Raw genomic sequence first — 18,439 nt, 5'->3', positions numbered from 1 at the left:
GGTGATGGTATTTAATATGTTTCTTTGGCGAATTTCTCCCTTCTCGCCAGCTCGGCTTTACTTGCACTTACTCCAGCCGTTTCAAATGAACCCAATCTGATATCTCCATCAGGTATGTAACTGGCAACAATACCACCGTTGGCACCGATCACTACATCCGTTACTTTCCATTGGGCTGCCTGGGTGCCGTCCTGAAAAAGCTTTCTGCCTTCACCCAGTGTAACAGGGAATGTCCAGATATGTAATTCGTCTATTAGCTTGTTGGCCAGCAGAGATTGTATAAGTACACTACTACCATGTACCAGTAGATCAGGACCATCCTGTTCCTTCAGTTTTTTTAATTCACTGATCGTATCACCGGTGATCAGTGTTGAATGTTCCCAGGAGAGATCGACCGGGGTAGAGGCTACCACATACTTGTTGATACGGTTGAATAAAGTCGCTATCGGATTGTCACTGGGCTGGTACGGCCAGTACGCGGAGAATATTTCATAAGTACGCCTGCCCAGCAACAGATCAAATGGCTCAGACATGATCTGCCCCAGCTTATTGTCTGTCTGATCGTCGGTGTAGTGAAACATCCAGCCCCCATATTTAAATCCGCCGGAAGTGTCTTCATGCGGCCCGCCGGGTGCCTGTAATACCCCGTCCATACTTGTAAATGTGGCAACAATAATCTTTCTCATGGCATGTGTGTTTGTTGTTGTACTACAAAGCTAAAAGATAAGGGTGTTTAGGGGACGGGGTGATTAAGACAACAAGCAGGCTTTTTCCGACAAAGGTTGACAGGTTAAGGAATGCAGGCCTGGCTTGTTGAGATGGTGGCGTTAATGGTAGCGTTCGCCAGTTGGGAATGGGTGTTATCCGCATATCTCACCAATCGGCACAAATGCCTTGCATATATAATTTCTGATGACTATTTTACCCGATCACAATTTCACTATATGCAAACGGCAACAGTTGAGGCGCCAGCAATTGGGGCAGCGCCATTAAGAACGGCAAGACAACATTTTGAGATACTGGATGGTTTGAGAGGTATTGCAGCTATCGTGGTCGTAATATTCCACTTTCTTGAGATCGTTTATACAGACTATAGTAAGAACTTTGCCGGCCATGGATTCCTGGCGGTCGACTTCTTCTTTTGCCTGAGTGGTTTTGTGATCGCCTATGCTTATGATGATCGCATCGAAAAGATGGGACTGGGGAAGTTCCTCAAAGCAAGACTGATCCGCTTACATCCGTTGGTGATCCTGGGATCTGTTCTCGGATTGCTGGCGCTCTTTTTTGATCCTTTTGCGACGGCAGCTCCTGCCTATTCCGCCGGTAAAATAGCGTTGATATTTCTCATGTCTGTACTGGTGATACCTTTTCCCGTGATGGCAGACAGGTTCTTTAATCTGTTCGGCTTAAACGCGCCGGCCTGGAGCCTGTTTTGGGAATATGTAGCCAATATTGTTTATGGTTTTATATTATGGAAGCTGGATAAACGCATCCTGCTGGTGATGGCTGTAATAGCTGCTGCATGGCTTACCTATGTTGGTCACAAGGCCGGCAATGTGATGGGAGGCTGGGGAAAGGACAATTTCCGGGATGGCGCCGCACGTATTTCATTCTCTTTCCTGGCGGGCATGTTGGTGTATCGTTACAATTTCATTATTAAAAATAAGCTGGGTTTTACAGGACTTACAGTCCTGCTGGTGGCTGCATTACTGATGCCCTGGTTTAAGCTGAACTGGCTGGCAGAAGTACTCGTTGTGGTGCTTTACTTTCCCCTGCTGATAGCACTGGGAGCCGGTTCAACGCTTCGTTCGCGGATGGAAGGGATCTGCAATTTCTCAGGTAAGATCTCTTACCCGCTGTACATGACACACTACATGGTGATGTGGGCATTTGCAAATTATAACCAGCAGAATAAACCGGATACGGGTACTGTTGCCTGGATTGTAAGTTGTGGGGTCATTGTGCTGATCGCTTTTGCGTATGTTGTCATGGTGTGGTTTGATACGCCGGTAAGGAAGTACTTATCAGAAAAAAGCAAATAGCCCACCGGACTGCATGTGGGCTATCTTCAGGGAGTTTGTTCTCTTACCGGGTATATCCGGATAGGTAACAATGGCCAATAGGATAGTCTATTGTGCCTGGTAATGAACAATATCTATGTTTACGCCGTTAGGATCTGTGATGGCAAAATGGCGGTCGCCCCAGGGCTCATTCCGGATATCTATCTTTATGTCGATTCCTTTTTGTTTTAACTCCCGGTACATTTTATCTACGTCTTCTACTTCAATGGTGAGGTAAACACCTGCGCCAGTAAAGCCTTTATGAAACAACGCTTGCTGGGAGGGATGTTCGGGCAGTAAAAAGCTGATCTCAGCTTCATGGTTGGGCGTGTGCAGGAGCAGGTAGAAATCATTCTCGAATGTAATGCCAAATCCCAGTACATCAGTATAAAAAGCTTTGCTCTCCGCGAGTTTTGTGGTAACGATACCTGCGTTCAGTTTCATCTTATTCAGTTTTTTGTTGTTTTGCGCCTGTGTGCCGGTCACAAACAGCATGGCTGTGATCAGCAATAATAGCCTATTCATTTGTTGGTATTTTGTACCACAAAGTTCAGGTATGCAATATGCGGAACATTGTAAAAAACGGACAAATTATTCCCTGTCAAATGCCCGGGTTGGCGTGATGCCATACAGGTGCCTGAATTCCTTTATAAAGTGTGCCTGGTCGTGGTAACCGGCATCGAAGAACAGTTTATTCTGCCGGAGGCTCTGTACGGAAGGCTTTGCGCGGAGTATCTGCTGAAAGCGTACGATCTTGCTGAAAGTTTTAGGCGTATCGCCGATATAATATTCAAATAACCTGCGCAGTTGGCGGGGGCTGATGCCGGTATCAATATCATGTTCAAGATGTACCATCCCGGCCTTCTTTAAAATGATATCCATGGCCTCATAGAGCCTGTTGTCGGCATTGAAATCCACCATTCCGGCTAATTGCAGCAACCAGCCGTCCAGCATGCGTACCATATCACTTATAGCCAGCTGATCGTGGAGATGTTCCTGTATGAAGCGCGACATGCCCGGTACTACAGCGTTTAAAGCCTCATAGCGGTTGCTTAGTTCAGCCGCGTTGATACGGAACAGCTGGGGGAACATGGTAGGCAGGAAACGGATGCCTACATAGTGAAAACTGTTTCCCAGGGAGAATTCTGTATACTTACTGCTAAAGCCCATCACATAGTTTTCCGGCGGATTGCCGGGTTCAAAATACACATCTATGCAGCCATCAGCCACTACGCGGTAAATGAACTCACTGTTGAGCGGCTGTGTGGTTTTCAGTTGCCAGTAACAGTAGACAATATTCGTTAATTGTGCATGCGGGGCATATTCCCGATACAGGACGTTGTCATCAGCATTCCTGATGGATGGTTGTACCGGTGTGTACAGCAGTTGTATGTTGGCGGGAATGCCCAAGGTTTGTTTTAGAACAAAAGTAGTGATTTGCAAATAATGTTACAAAGTCCATCCTCCTTACGTTTTGATGTAAGAAGGATGGACTTTGCTAATATTATGCAGGCTGTAATTTTATTTATCCAGAAAAGGGTTGATGACCGAAAGCAGTCTGGAGGTATCCGCCATCAGGCTGACATGCGTGGTACCCGGGAAAATAGCCAGCTGCGACTTTGGAAGCCCTGCCATATCTCCGGGAACACCACCCCCAGCTGCGCGGTACATTTCCGCCTTATGCTCAAGCGTTACGCCGTCGTTATCTCCCATAATGAACAGGATAGGGGATTTGATCGCCTTCACTTTATCTGCACCAAAGTCAAAGTCCTGTTTACCATACTCCATATATTTGGTCAGGAAGGCTCTCCAGTGCCCGGGATCAGGCGCCACTTTTTCATAAGCAGCTTTCAATGGTGTCTGATCAAAGAATTCTGGTTTGAAAGTCTGGAAAATATCTGTTACTTCCTTTTGCCAGCCATGAAATTTGTATACAGTAGACACGAGTATCAGCTTTTTCACCATAGCAGGATGCTGTATGGCAAACGCATAGGCAACCGTTCCACCCATGCTGTAGCCCAATATGTCGGCGCTGTCTATCTTCAGGTATTGTAAAAGACCCGCTACATCATCTGCGAGGGCCTGGCGGCTAACAGGACGGTCAATATCGGCAGTGCGACCATGTCCCTGCATTTCGAGTGCAATTACTTTGTGTGTTTTTGCCAGTTCCGGTAGGAGTTGTGACCAGTTAAGATCTATGGTCATGTAGGCTCCGTGCAGCAGCACCAGCGGCTGTCCTTCTCCATGTATCTCATAATAGAGTTTTAGGCCATTAACGGGTGCATAACCGGACGATTTGAGTGTTGCCGGATTTGTTGCCTTTGCTTGTTGTGCAGTTGCTTCCATAACGAATGTATTGAGAATAAATAAGGTCGTCAAAATGGTTCTGGCGAGGTGTATTGTTTTCATTTGTATATCTTTTGATATTGCAAACATAGTCCATGATATAAAAGGACAAGGTGGGGGAATTAGACTAACAAGGGGGGGATTATGACAACAGGCTATCCGGTATACTCCAGATAGCCTGTTGCTGATATGAATTGTAGGTTTAATGTTGTTTACCTGATCATCTCTATCATAGCAGATAACTCTTCCACTGCTGCGTCATCTCCACCGCTGAAACCGGTCAGTTTAAAGCGGGTATTGCCTGTGCCGTCAATGATAAATTTCGCGGGGATACCACGTACGTCAAACTTGCTTACAACACCGGTGGTTTTATCATCCAGCAATACCTGGAAGGTATAGTTGTTGTCCTGGATGAACTTTCTCACACCTGTTGACGCGTCGGGTACTCTTTCCCATGTATCAATGAACAGGAACTTTACATTGGGATCGTTCTTATACTTGTTCACTGTTTTCTGCATAGCAGGAAAGGAGCGTTTGCAGGGACCGCACCAGGTAGCCCAGAAGTCCAGCACAAGGATCTTTCCTTTCAGCTCTGCCGTCGATACGGTGTTGCCGTCCAGGTCTTTCAGCGTAAATAGGGGCGCTGTTTCAGAGATCAGCTGTTTTTTTACCTGCTCTTGTATATGCTTGCGCATCGCAGTTTCCAGTTCAGCTGCAAAAGTAGCATAACCTGCATCACTGCCTTTAGCGGATGTATAGACAGCAGGTAGTTTTGTTTTTACCTCGTGATCTGCCTTACCACTGCTGATCAGCTCTGACAACAGTATCAATGCGCTGTCCGCTTTGCCATTGGCCGCCAGAAGCAGTGCATAGTTCTTTTTAATATCGGCGTTGTCCCTGTTGCCTCCACCGTTATAGATGATATTGGCGTATTGCAGTGCTTCTGCATATTTGCCCTGTCGATATAAAAGCGAGGACAAAGTATTCAGTGCATGATAGTAATCGCTCTTCGCCATCGGATTCTTGCTGACAGGATAAGACTGCTCAGCATCTGCCACGCCTGCACGTATCAGTTTTTCGGCAGTAACAGTATCCTTATGGCTCAGGAATCGTGTGCCATCATGTACTTCTATCATAGCGCGGTACTCCTGTGACCTGATCTTTTTAAGCCATGCCTGGTTCTGCTTCGGATTATTCTCTTCTGCATAGGACCAGGAGATGCCTGAACGGGCATAATCGTATACGATATCAGCGCTGTCTTTTGGTTCCGGAAATGCCTTGATCCACTTGTTGTAGGCTTTCAGCTTTTCTGCAGAAGGCATCTGTTTGTTGACCTGCTTATTGTAAAAGTCGTTACGGGCAAAGGCGCCTTTAGGAAAACGGGCAATCGCCACTTCTACCAATGAATCGCCTGCCTTGGAATTATTGCTTTTATAAGCAGCCCTGACAGCTTCCTGGTAGTCCTTTTCCGTTTGCAATGTATTTTTCTCCTGCGCCACTGCAAGTATTGCTGACAGTGACAATGCGCCTGTAAATAGTAGTTTGTGAGTTATGTGCATAAAACAGTTTAGATGAAAGTGAATAGATTAGTAACCATCATTTTGTTTGAGGGTCTTGTTTTTAGCGATTTCAGCAGCAGGTATGGGTAACAGCGCTGCGGTAGCTACCCAGTTGGATTTGATCGCACCGATCACCTCATTTACCTTGTTCGTGCGTTTAAGATCAAACCAGCGATGGGCAAATTCTCCGAACAGCTCCAGCTTTCTTTCCTGCGCAATAGCCGCCAGCAGATCATCTTTGGTAGCAGCGGCAGTGTTGTCCAGTCCCGCGCGTGTACGTACTGCATTCAGGTCGGCCGCAGCTGTTTCGATCCGCTCCAGCTGTGCATTGGCTTCTGCACGGATCAGGTATTGTTCTGCAAGGCGTAATATCACATTGTATTCATTACCGGCAGTAGCGGTAGCGAGTTTATACTTGTTGATGCGATAGGTAGTAGTGCCGCCGGATATCACACTGTCCACCCAGGCCGTTCTCCTTTTATCGCCGCTCTCAAAGGCGTTGGCGGTAGCAGGGTACAGGTAATAATTAGGAATACCGGCAGAGCTGCTGGTGCGGTAGTTATTACCCATGAATGAGTAGCCATTGTTGGTGCCGTATTGTAAGATCACTTCATTGCTGACGTTTACAAAGGCACTGTCAGGCACCGGCAGATTATAAGTAACATCTGTCGCCCCGATCACCGCTGTGCTGTAGGTAATGGCATTCTCCCAGTCTTTCGTATACAGGTAAGCGCGGGCCAACAGGGCACTGGCAGCATACTTGTTCACCCTTGTCCTTAAAGTGCCGGTATAGGCGGAAGGAAGCGATGTTACTGCCGCTTTCAGGTCGCTGATGATCTGTGCCCATACTGAATCTGTACCGGTACGTGGCTGGGTGCCCGTTTCCATTACATCAGCACTTAATACCAATGGTACAGCGCCGAAGTAATTCACCAGGTAGAAATAGTTAAATGCGCGGAAGAAATAAGCCTCGCCCAGTAACTGTGCCTGCACGGAACTGGTGAGCGTAGTGCTGGCTTTCAGGCCTTCAATGGCCAGATTGGCCTGCCTGATCACGGCATATGGGTATATCCAGAGATAGCTGGAAACGGTACCATTGTTAGGATTGACCGCCGACTGCTGAAATTCATTCATGGCAGGCGTGCTGGTGGCATAAGTATACTGTATATCATCAGCCTCTATGCCGCCTGCAAACGTTATGTAAGGCAGGCTGCCGCTTGTAGTGTAATAGGAATACATAGCCAGTACAGCGGCGGTGGCGGTACCGTCTTCTTTAAAAACGTCAGCAACAGGCAGCTGGTTAGGCGCCTTGCCTATGTCCACAAATTTTTCGCAGGATGAAAACAACAGGCTATTGATCAGTAGCAATGCCAGTGTTATATATTTCAAAGTGTTTGTTTTACCTCTCATGTCCGTGCTTTTAGAGTGTTAAATTAAGTCCGACTGCAATGGTGCGTAACTGCGGGAAAGCAATATACTGGCCTGTTCCAAGGTTGGAGCCTGTGCCGGGTACAGTTGTTTCCGGATCGAGCGTATACTTCTGTTTCGCCCATGTGAACAGGTTCTGCGCCCTGGCATATACCGAAGCAGAAGAAAGCCGGGCGTGTTTCAGCCAGTCGGCGGGCAATGCATAGGTAAGACTCAAAGTCTTGAACTTGATGAAGGAAGCATTTCCCCAGTTGTAATCAGATGAAGCCAGGTAAGAATAAGCGGAGTTATTCGTAGTAGCTGCTGCCGGGAACGGTGCATTATCACCCGCCTTCTTCCAGCGGTCCAGTATCGCTTTGCTCTGGTTAGCGTAGGCGGAACCATATGGACTGTAAACAGATGTTAAGGTATTGTTGACATAACCATAACGATGATTGAACTGGAAGGTGAAATCCAGGCTGAAGCCTTTATAGGTCAGACTGTTCGACAAGCCGCCATAATAAGGCGTACCTGTTTTCATTGGTATCATATCTGTTGAGAAGGAAATAGCGCCATCCTTGTCCTGGTCCTGGATCAGCGGTAATCCCGTTGCCGGATCTACTCCCTGGAAATGATAACGCTTTACCACGTCTATCGGGTGACCGATCACGTAAGAGGAAGCATAGGAGGAAGAAGCCAGATCAGGGAATGATTTCAGCCTGTTTTTGTTCAGGGTCAGGTTGAACGCGGTGGTCCAGCGGAAATCGCGGGTGCTGATATTGGTGGTGTTCAGTTCAAACTCCCAGCCCCTGTTCTGTACTACGGCAGGCAGGTTACCGGTGTAGGACGTGATACCCGTCTGGCCGGCTGTTCCTATGAACACCAGCAGGTCGGTAGAACGGTTGTTATAGAAATCCGTTTTCAGCAGTATCCTGTCTTTGAAGAAACCCAGTTCCAGCGCGATGTCTGTTTTACGGGTACTTTCCCAGTGCAGGTTCGGATTGGCAATGGTACTGGGTACCAGGGCAGATGTGCCCATGTAAGTGTAAAAAGAACCGGCGCTGCCATATAATGCGCTGTACTGATAATTGCTGATCTGGTCATTACCCGTCACACCATAGCTGGCGCGTAGTTTACCAAAGCTGAGCACCGGAAGTGAGCCCATAAAATCTTCCTGCGTAAAGACCCAGGCCGCACCGATGGCGCCGAAGTTACCGAAGCGGTGGGAGGGGCCAAAACGGGAGGAGCCATCTCTTCTGAAAGTACCATCCAGCAGGTATTTATCGTGCCAGTTGTAATTCACCCTGGCGAATAAGGCGGAGTATTTATACAGCGAATAGTTGTTACTCTGTACCGTTACCGTTCCTGCACTGCTGATAGAATTTAACAGCGACTCGTTACTGTAGTTGCTGCCGGCAAGGGAAATACCGGTGGATTTATTCTGCTGGAAAGTAGCCCCTGCCACTACCAGCAGCTTGCCCTTGCTGATCATCCTGTTATACTCCGCAAATGGCTCTATGATGTAGTTACCATTCTGGTTGTCGGCATAATTAAGCCTGTTGTCGGTCGTTCTTGTAGAGTTGACCGACCTCGCAGGTATGGCATTGGTCTGTGACAGTCTCGTGAGGCTATACCCCAGGTTAGCTTTCAGCGTCAGTTCCTTAGTCACTTTATAACCCAGGTTCAGGTTGGTGAGGAAATTGGTGGTCTGCGCGTTGTACTGCTGCATCAGGTAGGCCAGCGGATTGCTGCCGATATCCCAGTTCAGTTTACCGTCGCTGTTATACAGCGGGAAGTTGGTCGGGAGATTGTAGATGCCGGAGATATCCACCACCGGCATATTGCTGCCCATATAGGCGTAGTTGCCTGAGAAGCTGATGTTGAACTTACCATTCATACTGCTATGGTTAGCGTTCAGTCTTCCGGAGTAATTGTTCGCACTGAAATCGCCGGGGAACACGGTACCTTCTTTACGGTAGGTAGAGCTGAACAGGAAGCTGTTCTGCGCATTACCGCCGGAAATGCTGGCTGTTGCGTTAGTTGTATGTGCGGTACCGCCCAGTGCCCATTTCTGCCAGTCGGTATAGGCATTCTGATCCCATACGGTCAGGTCTTTGGCATTGCTGGTAGTCGGAGTCGCGCCGGAATTAGCGAAAGCGTCCCGGCGCATCTGCAGGTACTCCTGTGTGTTCATCATAGGGATATAGTGGTTCACAGTTCCCAGACTGTGATAGACATTGGCATTTACCTGTGTTTTACGCTGACTGCCTTTTTTAGTGGTGATCAGCACCACGCCATTGGAGCCCCTTGAGCCGTAAATGGCTGTGGCATCTGCATCTTTGAGTACATCAATACGTTCTATATCTTCAGGATTGATCACGCTGAAAGGGCTGATATTACCACTGGCGCCGGAGATACCGTATGCGTTCAGCGCATCGGAAGTGGGCTGGCCGCCATTGAAGAGTGTGAAGGGAACACCGTCCACTACGTATAATGGAACGAAACCTGCAGAAGCGGTGTTTAAGCCGCGTATTTGCACCCTGATACCACCGCCGGGCAAACCATTGTCCTGGGTGATCTGCATGCCTGCAATACGGCCCTGAAGGGCTGTTAAAGGGTTAGTAACCGTCTGCCTGGAGATCTCCTGTGCGGTAATGGAGCTTACCGCTCCTGTATTATTTCTTTTGGTGGTGCTGCCATAGCCGATCACCTGTACTTCATTCAGGTCGCTGGGAGCTGGCTTTAACCTTACTACGAGAGAGGATTTATCTCCCACTGGAATTTCTGCAGTGGTATAACCTATATAGCTGAACAGGACGACATCATTTTCTGCCACATCAATGGAATAGTGCCCGTTCTGATCAGTGGCAGTATGCCGGCTGTTATCTTTTAAGCGTACGGTTACTCCGGGAATAGGGTTGCCCTGTTCATCAGTAACCATACCGGACAGCTTTTTATCATCAGCAGCAACAGGCGCCAGAACGGGAGCAGACTGTTTTTTCTCCTGAAGGATCACTTTGTTGCCTTTCTCTATGTAGGTCAGATTAGTGCCCTGTAACAGCAGGTCCAGGGTACGCGCAACGGTCCGGGAGGCCTTGTCGAGGTTGATTTTCCTGTCGGCATTAAGCAGGGTAGAGGAATAGAAGATACTGAAGCCGGATTCCTGCTGCAGCTTGTCGATAGACGCTTTCAGATTTTCATTATGCACCTCAAAATTGATGATAGTGCTGGTAATACTCTGTCCGGAAACAAGACCTGTTGCAAATAAGTTCAGACTCAAAGCGAACAATGCACATACACACAGACTTAAACGCATAAGAAACAATAGTTGGACTCTTTGTTTACGAATGGGACAATGCGTCCCCTTTTGCAAAAGCAGGACTTTTGGCATAACTTTACAGACGTTTAAAAATGATAAAAGTTTTTACTCGGAAACTCCTCATTGCTTACCAGGGCCTGGGGAGTTTTTTTTGCAGTTTACTGCACTGTTTTTGGTTGATTGTTATTGCTTGTTGGCCATGTACCTGATTTAAATTGATAAATGTTGTGTTTAGAAACAGCCACTGCCATCCAGTTCTACCTGATGGCCCTGCATGGTGTAGGTAGTACCCATTGTTTGTGATAAAACATCCAGTACCTCTTTCAGCGTTTCTGTGCCGCTGAACCTTCCCGTGATAGGACATTTTTCGAGCGCCGGATTCTTAAATGAAATGTTTACATCATATCGTCTGCTTAAACGCTCTGCCAGTTGTGCATAGGGCATGTCCTGGAATTGCATGTCGGCTTTTGTCCAGGCAATTGTACCTTCTGCCAGCGGCTGTTCCTGTTTTTTAAGGTTGGTTGTAATATCGTAAACTGCTTCCTGCCTGGAATGCAGGATGGCAGTATGATTTTGTGCGTCGCTTACCTTTACACTACCGGTGATCACCGATACAGTAACACTGTCGCGGGAATACGCCTTGATGTTAAATGTCGTACCCATTACGGTGGTTTTCACCTTGCCGGTATGGATGACAAAGGGTTGTTCTGCCCGGTGCCGGATGTCAAAATAGGCTTCTCCCTCCAGCGTCAGTTCCCGTGTTTTATGGGTATCGTGATAGGCAATGTGGCTACCCGGCCGCAGGATCACTGTGCTGCTGTCTGGTAATACCACAAATTTGTTCTCATCTGTCTGTGCAGCCGTGGCGATATTCAGGTCTGCTACCGGCTGGCCGATATGGCTGTCTCCGGAGGTGAGCCACCAGGCAGTGATAGCCAGTGCTGTGATACAGGCGGCCGCTAATCCGGCATAAAGACGCATTCGGCGTACAGGCGGTTGCGCCGTTTGGCCGATATGCCGGTTCAGGTGCTGCAGGATGTCTTTGCCTGCCCGCTCTTCGGCTTCGGCAGACAGATATTCCCATTCAGCATCCTCGTTGTGCTGCCGGTACCAGTTGTTCAGCTCTTCCTGCTCGGCAGGAGTGGCCGTTTGATCAATATATTTCTGAATAAGTGTATGTAACCTGTTTTTGTCCATATGCCGGATAGTGCTGAATGGTGGCGACCTGGTATAAGCAGATCTTTTCAGCCGCTATAATAGTAAGTACCATAACATAGGGGGTACCCCTTAGCCGGATGGAAAAAATTTCTGAAAGAGGGGAAGATTACCTGAAGAAGGCGAGGAGCGTGACTAAAAAAAGGCCTGCATTCCGGATGCCGTACCGGATGTGTTTCAATGCCTTGGTGATGTGTGATTCTACTGTTTTTTCCGAAATATTGAGCTCGCGGGCTATCTGTGCGGTGCCTTTACCTTCCATGCGGCTGCTTTTAAACACCTGTCTGCATTTCTCCGGCAGCTGCTCTACAATGCCGTTGATATAGTCGTGGAGGAAGCGGGCATAGATGCGTTCATCGTCCTGGGAGGTCCTTTCTCCAAAAACGTCTGCTGCTATGCTATTCCTGCGTTTCTCGCGGGTAATAGATTTAAATACGGAGAATTTGATGGCGGTGGCAAGATATTGTGACAGCTGCCTGATCTCCAGTTCCGCCCTGCGGTCCCAGAGGTTGATCAGTACCTCCTGTACAATTTCCTTGGCAGCTGATTCATCCTGTGTATGATGGTAGGCAATGGCCAGCAGCCGGCGCCAGTAGCGGTGGTATATCTCAGTAAATGCCGCCTCATCTCCTGTTGCCATAGAGATAAGTAACTCATCATCACTGAAATAACTCCTGTCCATCCTTTGATTGATAAAATAATAAATGACCAAATCAGTATGCCGGCATGGCATTTATACCGTATTGTCCCTGTTCCCTGACCTGAATTGGAGCGCAATATTACATAAAATCTACTAAAGTTGTAGAGTATTGTGCTGCGGTTTAAAGTTAGTTAAGCAGGAAGATTAAAGCAAGTGTTTATTTAATCGGGTGCCGGGGGGACAAACATGGGACTACTGACGGGGTTCTATTGTGTTTGGACATTTGTCACCCGGTGGCAACAAAACCGGGCAACAAATGGTCAATCTGCTCCGTAGGTGCCGTGTGTTTGTAGCGCGGGGTTTTCAACCCCGGGCGGCCATAAAACCGGGCAACAAAACCGGGCAACAAACCCGGGCTAAAAACACACGGCACCCGACGAGGGTAATGCGATGTTTGATTCCTATACATGATATTTATATGAAATATAAAAGTTTCCGTTTATCTTTGATTTGCTAATATTTTTAAGCTGAAAAACCAGATACCTATGCTAAACCGGGCGCCCGGCGCCAAGGCATCACTATTGTGAATATTCGGGGGAAGGAAAATGGTGCAATGTGGCATCCGGACAGTAATAACGTCTTCCTGGTTTAATACGATCTTAATGGAGAACAAAACACAAAACAAAACCCATCTGCTGCATATCGATGGGCTAAGGGCTGTTGCTGCCTTATACGTTGTAATGCATCATGCCATGCTGGAATATAAGGTAATCCCCGCCGGCGCTGTACAGAAAATATTCCTTGCCTTATTCAAATCGGGGCATTATGCTGTGAACCTGTTTATCGTTATTTCCGGATTTTCGCTGATGCTACCCGCTATCAGGCGTAGTTACCAGGTGGCAGGTGTATGGGAGTTTTATAAGAGACGTATCGTCAGGATCCTACCTCCTTACTATATTGCGATGGCCTTCTCGCTGGTAGCGATCTATTTTCTGCTGGATGCGAAGACAGGTTCTATATGGGATAATTGTATTCCGGTTACTTCAAACAGCATTATCACCCATATCTTTTTAATAAATGACTTATTTATTTCTGAGGTATATAAGATCAATCACGCGTTCTGGTCTATTCCGGTGGAGTGCAGGATCTACATCTTTTTCCCTTTTTTACTGTTCTTATGGAGAAAGTTTGGTCCCGGGGCTTCCTTCCTCACATCCATAGGGATCTCTGTTGTACTGTTCATAACACTGAGAATGCTCAGAACAGTCTATCCTGATATTGATATGGCAACGGCGGGTGTAAACCCTTACATTATATTGTTTACGCTGGGTATGCTTGCTGCGGATATTTCCTTTGGCGATTCCAGGCTTTCAAAGTTTGCCGACCGGCTGCCGTGGGGCGTATTGCTGATCGTGGCTGCTATCGCCTTTGTCTTTTATAAAAGCAGGATCACTTTTCACTCAGATGTGAATGGTAATATCGAGAATGAGATTGTGGATGTGTTGTTTGGGCTGATCTGCTTTTGCCTGCTGGTTATTTGTTCCAGGGAAAAATATAAACATTCGCGACTGGCTTTTGTAGGGAAGGTGTTTTCATTCAAGCCGCTTGCATCTGTGGGGATATTCGCGTATAGCATCTATCTTATTCATGCTCCCTTACTGCATATGATTGCGCTGTATGTAATTGCTCCGCTTCACTTATCAACCTTTGCAGCGACTGTACTTTTGATACTGGGAGGAACAGCTCTGACAGTTGGTATTGCTTATCTGTTCTTCTTGTTATTTGAACGTCCGTTCCTGCTTAAAAAAGCGGTGAAAGCTACTGAAAATAAACCGAGGATGCCTGCACATGTGTAGGCATCCCCGGTTTATGCTTATTGTACGCTTTTCAGATCGGGTAATGCCTTAACCGTCTTGCTGAAAGGCAATTCATACCATTGTTTTGCAAAGGGCTTCAGCAGCTTCTGAGCAGCTTCCGGCCCGCAACTGCCTGATTTGTACATATGCAGGTCCCTGGCCGGGTATTTCTTCCATGCGTCGATAATTGGCATCACTACCTTCCAGGCCGCCTCTATCTGGTCGGCACGCATGAACAGGGTGGCGTCGCCGTGTAACACATCCAGCAGCAATGCTTCATACGCTTCAGGGATCGTTTCTGTATATGATTCCTTATACGTAAAGTCCATTTCCACCGGTTTCAGTTTCATCTGCAGGCCAGGTACCTTACTTTCGAACAGCAGGCTAATTTCCAGTTCTGGCTGAATACTGATGATCAGACGGTTGGGAACGATATCGTCCCGGAATATTTTATGCGGGCTGTCTTTGAACTGTACAACCACCACAGATGATTGTGCAGGCATGGACTTACCGGTACGCAGGAAAAAGGGTACTCCCTGCCAGCGTTTGTTATCGATGAATAATTTAGCCGCTACAAAGGTTTCGGTGAGAGAGGCAGCTGCCACATGCTCTTCTTTACGGTAAGCCGGCCGTGGATCTTCGTTGATCATACCGGCAGTATACTGGCCGCGTACCACATTCTTAAAGACTTCTGCATTTGTGTATGCTCTTACACTCTTCATCACTTTGGTCTTCGCATCCCTGATCTGTTCTGACTTATAAGCGCCGGGGCATTCCATACCCACAATACACAGCAACTGCAGCAGGTGGTTCTGGATCATATCGCGCAATGCGCCGCTGCTATCGTAATAACCGCCGCGCTTGCCCACTCCTACCTGTTCAGAAACGCTGATCTGTATATGATCGATATACTTGTTGTTCCACAAAGGTTCGAACACATAGTTAGCGAAGCGGAAGGCCATGATATTCTGTACGGCTTCTTTACCCAGGTAGTGATCTATACGGTAGATCTGTTTTTCAGAAAATCGTTTTGCCAGGAAGCGGTTCAGCTTCTTTGCAGAGTCCAGATCGGTACCAAATGGTTTTTCTACCACGATACGGTCCAGGTTCTCCTTGTTGCACAGGTCGTGCTGGTATAATGCGTCTGAAATAGTCTCAATGAAGCGGGGAGCAACGGCAAAATAGTACACTCTTGACATGGTCTGAGCGGCCCCTTTCTCAAAAGTTTTTATTTTTTCGCTCAGATTGATGTAAGTTTCCTTTTTAAGGAAATCGCCCTGTAAGTAGAAAAGTCTGGCGGCAAATTCATTCCATCTTGCTGTTTCAGCAATACCGTTCCGGCTGAATTCATTGACTCCCGATAACATATCCTGTCTGAATTCGTCCTGGTCTACTTCAAGGAAATCCACACAATAGATGGAGAATGCAGGGGGCAGGTGGTTGTCGGTGAAAAGATTATACAGTGCCGGTATGAGCTTACGTTTCGTCAGGTCGCCTTTCGCCCCGAAGATGGTAATGGCAGCAGCCTCGGGGTACTTTTTTACTTGTTTCATATATTGCTGAGCTTTAAGGCGTTAATTTAGGAAAAAAAGTCATTCGTCAGGTTCCAATTTTACGGTTTCTTTTGGACATTTTATGGTTAAATATGATAATGGAATATTCGGGATATTCATTTAACCTATCTGTTTGCTGCTTTGCATGTAGCCGTAATAGTGATAATATCAGAAAAAAATAAAACGCAATAGTAGTTTTTCCGGCGTAAGATTTGCTTTGATATATTACATATTTTCCGCGTTTTGAGAATGATCCATCGTGCGTAGCATCATCCAGTATTAAGACTCTATTGAGCATGAATAAGGAAGTTAAGCATCTGATCGGCAAATATTTCGATGAAGACCGCCTCCCTCCGGCATATATCGCATTATTTGACGAGATCAGCCAGTTACTTGAAGGACGAGCAGCACTAAAAACCCCGTCAGATCCTGTGACAAATGCAGACCTGCAGGCTGTTTTACGCAGGCTACAGGAAAGCCTGACAGTTTTTGGGAGTGGTCAGCATGCTGCTGAGCATAGACCGGTTATCTCTTCCCTGATACAGCTTGCCAAAAGGCTGAAGAAGGAATGTGCTGACAGGATCATCCGGCAGCAGAAGCAGCTACGTGAAATGAAACACCTGAAAACGATACAGTCGCTCGCCAGCGCCGGTAGCTGGGAGTTGCCGGTAACGAACGATCAGCTGTTATTGCCGGGGTACTGGTCAGACGAGCTCTTTGCGGTATTAGGCGCAACGCCGGGTACTGTAGAACCGACTTCCCAGGCGTATAAAAATTATGTACATCCTGACGACCGTGAGTACCTGATCAGCGAGGTGGACAAGGCGATCAGAGAGACAGGACGATACGATATCGAATTCCGGATAAGGCGGGGAGGAGACCGGGCGCAGGAACGCACGGTAAGGGAAGTAGGCGAACTGGTCAGAGATGAGGCTAGCGGAAAAAGTATCAGTCTGATAGGTGTTACCTTTGATATCAGTGATATCAGGAATACGGAGCGGGCTTTGTTTAAGGCGAATGTGGAACTAAGAAAACTATTTGATGTGATGGAGGATGTGTTCTTCTCCGTCAATATGGAGCAGCAGCAGCAGCGAATATTGCAGATGTCTCCCTCCTGTGTGCAATTGTATGGTTACAGTACGGGTGAGTTTTTCAACGATCCGGACCTGTGGTTCAGCGTTATCTATGAAGATGATAAGGAAGCGGTGCTGGAGAACAATAAACGCCTGGGCAAGGGAGAAAGCAGCCAGGTGGAATACAGGATCCGCCGTAAAGACGGGGAGTTACGTTGGGTAGAATCGAGGATCACGCCAACATTAGGGCACGAAGGGCAGCTCGTAAGGTTAGATGGGATCGTGACTGATGTCACAAGAAGAAAAGAAGCCGAACTGGCGGTTGAGAACAGCGAACTGAAGTTCAGATCGCTGCTCGAAAACTCAAATGATGCGATCACTGTCACAAGTGAGGAACTCCGGTTCTTATTTGTCACCCAATCATTGAGCCGCATGATCGGTTACAGCGTAGAAGAAATTACCGGCACTTCGGTATTTGATTTTATTCATCCGGACGATCATGTTACTGTAAACGGCCTTGTGGGCATCATGGAGAAAGATCCTGAGGCGCCAGTCCATTTCGAGATAAGGTTCCGGGTGAAGGATAATGGCTGGATATGGTGTGAAGGATCGGCCACCAACCACTTAAATGGAGATATTGTAAGAGGGTACATTGGTAATTTCAGGGACGTTACTTATAAGATCAGGTATAGAAAGGCATTGGAGGCATCCAATAACAGGTTGAAGAAAACCAACAATGAACTTGACCGCTTTGTATACAGCGTATCGCACGACCTGAGGGCGCCACTTGCATCGGTATTAGGATTGCTCGAATATACCATGTCTGAAACGGCGGATGAAGAAGTATTGCAGGACCTGGGAATGATGAAAGTCAGTATAGAAAAGCTGGACAGGTTTATCCTTGATATTCTCGACTATTCCCGGAATGCACGCCTGGAAATTAAGGTACAGGCAGTAGATTTTCATCACTTACTGGCAGAGATAAAAGAGAATCTTAAATTCCTGCGTACTGGCAGGTCGGCTATGCGCTTTGACATAAATGTACAGGAGAATGGCACATTCGGATCGGATGTCAGCAGGATCTCTATCCTGCTGAATAACCTGGTATCAAACGCTATACGGTATGCTGATGCGGAGAAGGCAGTCCCTTTTGTAGAGGTGAAGATCGTAGCTGGCCCCGAAGGGGCAAATATCATCGTCCGCGACAACGGGATCGGCATTGCGAAGGAATATCATGAACGGATATTCGACATGTTCTTCCGGGTATCCGAAAAATCAACCGGCTCCGGTCTGGGCTTGTACCTTGTGAAAGAGACCGTAGATAAACTGAAAGGCCAGATTCGCCTTCAGTCAGCGCCCGGCGAGGGGACGACATTCAACATATTTTTACCCAGCTTATTTTAAATCGTAT

At 47.2% G+C, this 18,439-nt stretch carries 13 protein-coding genes; 3 read left to right on the top strand and 10 right to left on the bottom strand.

What is annotated here, in order from left to right; all coding sequences use genetic code 11:
- Nucleotides 1-11: 11 nt before the first annotated feature.
- Complete coding sequence (locus tag L3C95_RS19275; protein ID WP_236390120.1) at nucleotides 12-686, bottom strand: dihydrofolate reductase family protein; 675 nt, start codon at nucleotides 684-686, stop codon at nucleotides 12-14.
- A 258-nt stretch (nucleotides 687-944) separates the two neighbouring features.
- Between L3C95_RS19275 and L3C95_RS19270 the strand changes: the two genes are divergently transcribed.
- Nucleotides 945-2,042 (top strand): acyltransferase family protein, encoded by a 1,098-nt coding sequence (locus tag L3C95_RS19270; protein WP_236390119.1) that lies wholly within the window; start codon nucleotides 945-947, stop codon nucleotides 2,040-2,042.
- 87 nt (nucleotides 2,043-2,129) lie between these two features.
- Here L3C95_RS19270 and L3C95_RS19265 read toward each other — a convergent pair whose 3' ends face one another.
- From L3C95_RS19265 to L3C95_RS19230, 8 genes are all read right to left on the bottom strand, one after another.
- Nucleotides 2,130-2,585, bottom strand: a complete 456-nt coding sequence (locus tag L3C95_RS19265) for a VOC family protein (protein WP_236390118.1) — start codon at nucleotides 2,583-2,585, stop codon at nucleotides 2,130-2,132.
- 66 nt (nucleotides 2,586-2,651) lie between these two features.
- A complete protein-coding gene (locus L3C95_RS19260) occupies nucleotides 2,652-3,470 on the bottom strand; it encodes a helix-turn-helix domain-containing protein (RefSeq protein WP_236390116.1) in 819 nt (272 codons plus the stop codon).
- A 111-nt stretch (nucleotides 3,471-3,581) separates the two neighbouring features.
- Entirely contained in the window at nucleotides 3,582-4,469 is an 888-nt protein-coding gene (locus tag L3C95_RS19255; RefSeq protein ID WP_236390114.1) for an alpha/beta fold hydrolase, read from the bottom strand.
- Between the two features lie 149 nt (nucleotides 4,470-4,618).
- Nucleotides 4,619-5,965 (bottom strand): redoxin domain-containing protein, encoded by a 1,347-nt coding sequence (locus L3C95_RS19250; protein WP_236390113.1) that lies wholly within the window; start codon nucleotides 5,963-5,965, stop codon nucleotides 4,619-4,621.
- Nucleotides 5,966-5,992: 27 nt separating this feature from the next.
- On the bottom strand, nucleotides 5,993-7,354 hold the full coding sequence (locus L3C95_RS19245) for a RagB/SusD family nutrient uptake outer membrane protein (RefSeq protein ID WP_236390112.1): 1,362 nt from the start codon (nucleotides 7,352-7,354) through the stop codon (nucleotides 5,993-5,995).
- A 31-nt stretch (nucleotides 7,355-7,385) separates the two neighbouring features.
- Nucleotides 7,386-10,688: a TonB-dependent receptor gene (locus L3C95_RS19240; protein WP_236390110.1), complete on the bottom strand. Its 3,303-nt coding sequence runs from the start codon at nucleotides 10,686-10,688 to the stop codon at nucleotides 7,386-7,388.
- Nucleotides 10,689-10,922: 234 nt separating this feature from the next.
- Nucleotides 10,923-11,888 (bottom strand): FecR family protein, encoded by a 966-nt coding sequence (locus L3C95_RS19235; RefSeq protein WP_236390106.1) that lies wholly within the window; start codon nucleotides 11,886-11,888, stop codon nucleotides 10,923-10,925.
- Between the two features lie 127 nt (nucleotides 11,889-12,015).
- The gene (locus tag L3C95_RS19230) at nucleotides 12,016-12,588 is read right to left on the bottom strand and encodes an RNA polymerase sigma-70 factor (protein ID WP_236390105.1); all 573 of its coding nucleotides are present in this window, start codon (nucleotides 12,586-12,588) and stop codon (nucleotides 12,016-12,018) included.
- Between the two features lie 620 nt (nucleotides 12,589-13,208).
- Here L3C95_RS19230 and L3C95_RS19225 point away from each other — a divergent pair.
- Nucleotides 13,209-14,402 carry an acyltransferase family protein gene (locus tag L3C95_RS19225; protein WP_236390104.1) on the top strand — a complete coding sequence of 398 codons (1,194 nt, stop codon included), beginning with the start codon at nucleotides 13,209-13,211 and terminating at the stop codon, nucleotides 14,400-14,402.
- A gap of 17 nt (nucleotides 14,403-14,419) precedes the next feature.
- On the opposite strand, the gene zwf is transcribed toward L3C95_RS19225, so the two are convergent.
- The gene (gene zwf / locus L3C95_RS19220; RefSeq protein WP_236390103.1) at nucleotides 14,420-15,955 is read right to left on the bottom strand and encodes a glucose-6-phosphate dehydrogenase; all 1,536 of its coding nucleotides are present in this window, start codon (nucleotides 15,953-15,955) and stop codon (nucleotides 14,420-14,422) included.
- Between the two features lie 296 nt (nucleotides 15,956-16,251).
- Between zwf and L3C95_RS19215 the strand changes: the two genes are divergently transcribed.
- Nucleotides 16,252-18,432, top strand: a complete 2,181-nt coding sequence (locus L3C95_RS19215; protein ID WP_236390102.1) for a PAS domain-containing protein — start codon at nucleotides 16,252-16,254, stop codon at nucleotides 18,430-18,432.
- Nucleotides 18,433-18,439 lie beyond the last annotated feature (7 nt).

The sequence above is a fragment of the Chitinophaga filiformis genome, from assembly GCF_021646545.1.
GTDB classification, from domain to species: Bacteria; Bacteroidota; Bacteroidia; order Chitinophagales; family Chitinophagaceae; genus Chitinophaga; species Chitinophaga filiformis_A.
This window is presented reverse-complemented; position numbering and strand designations above follow the sequence as displayed.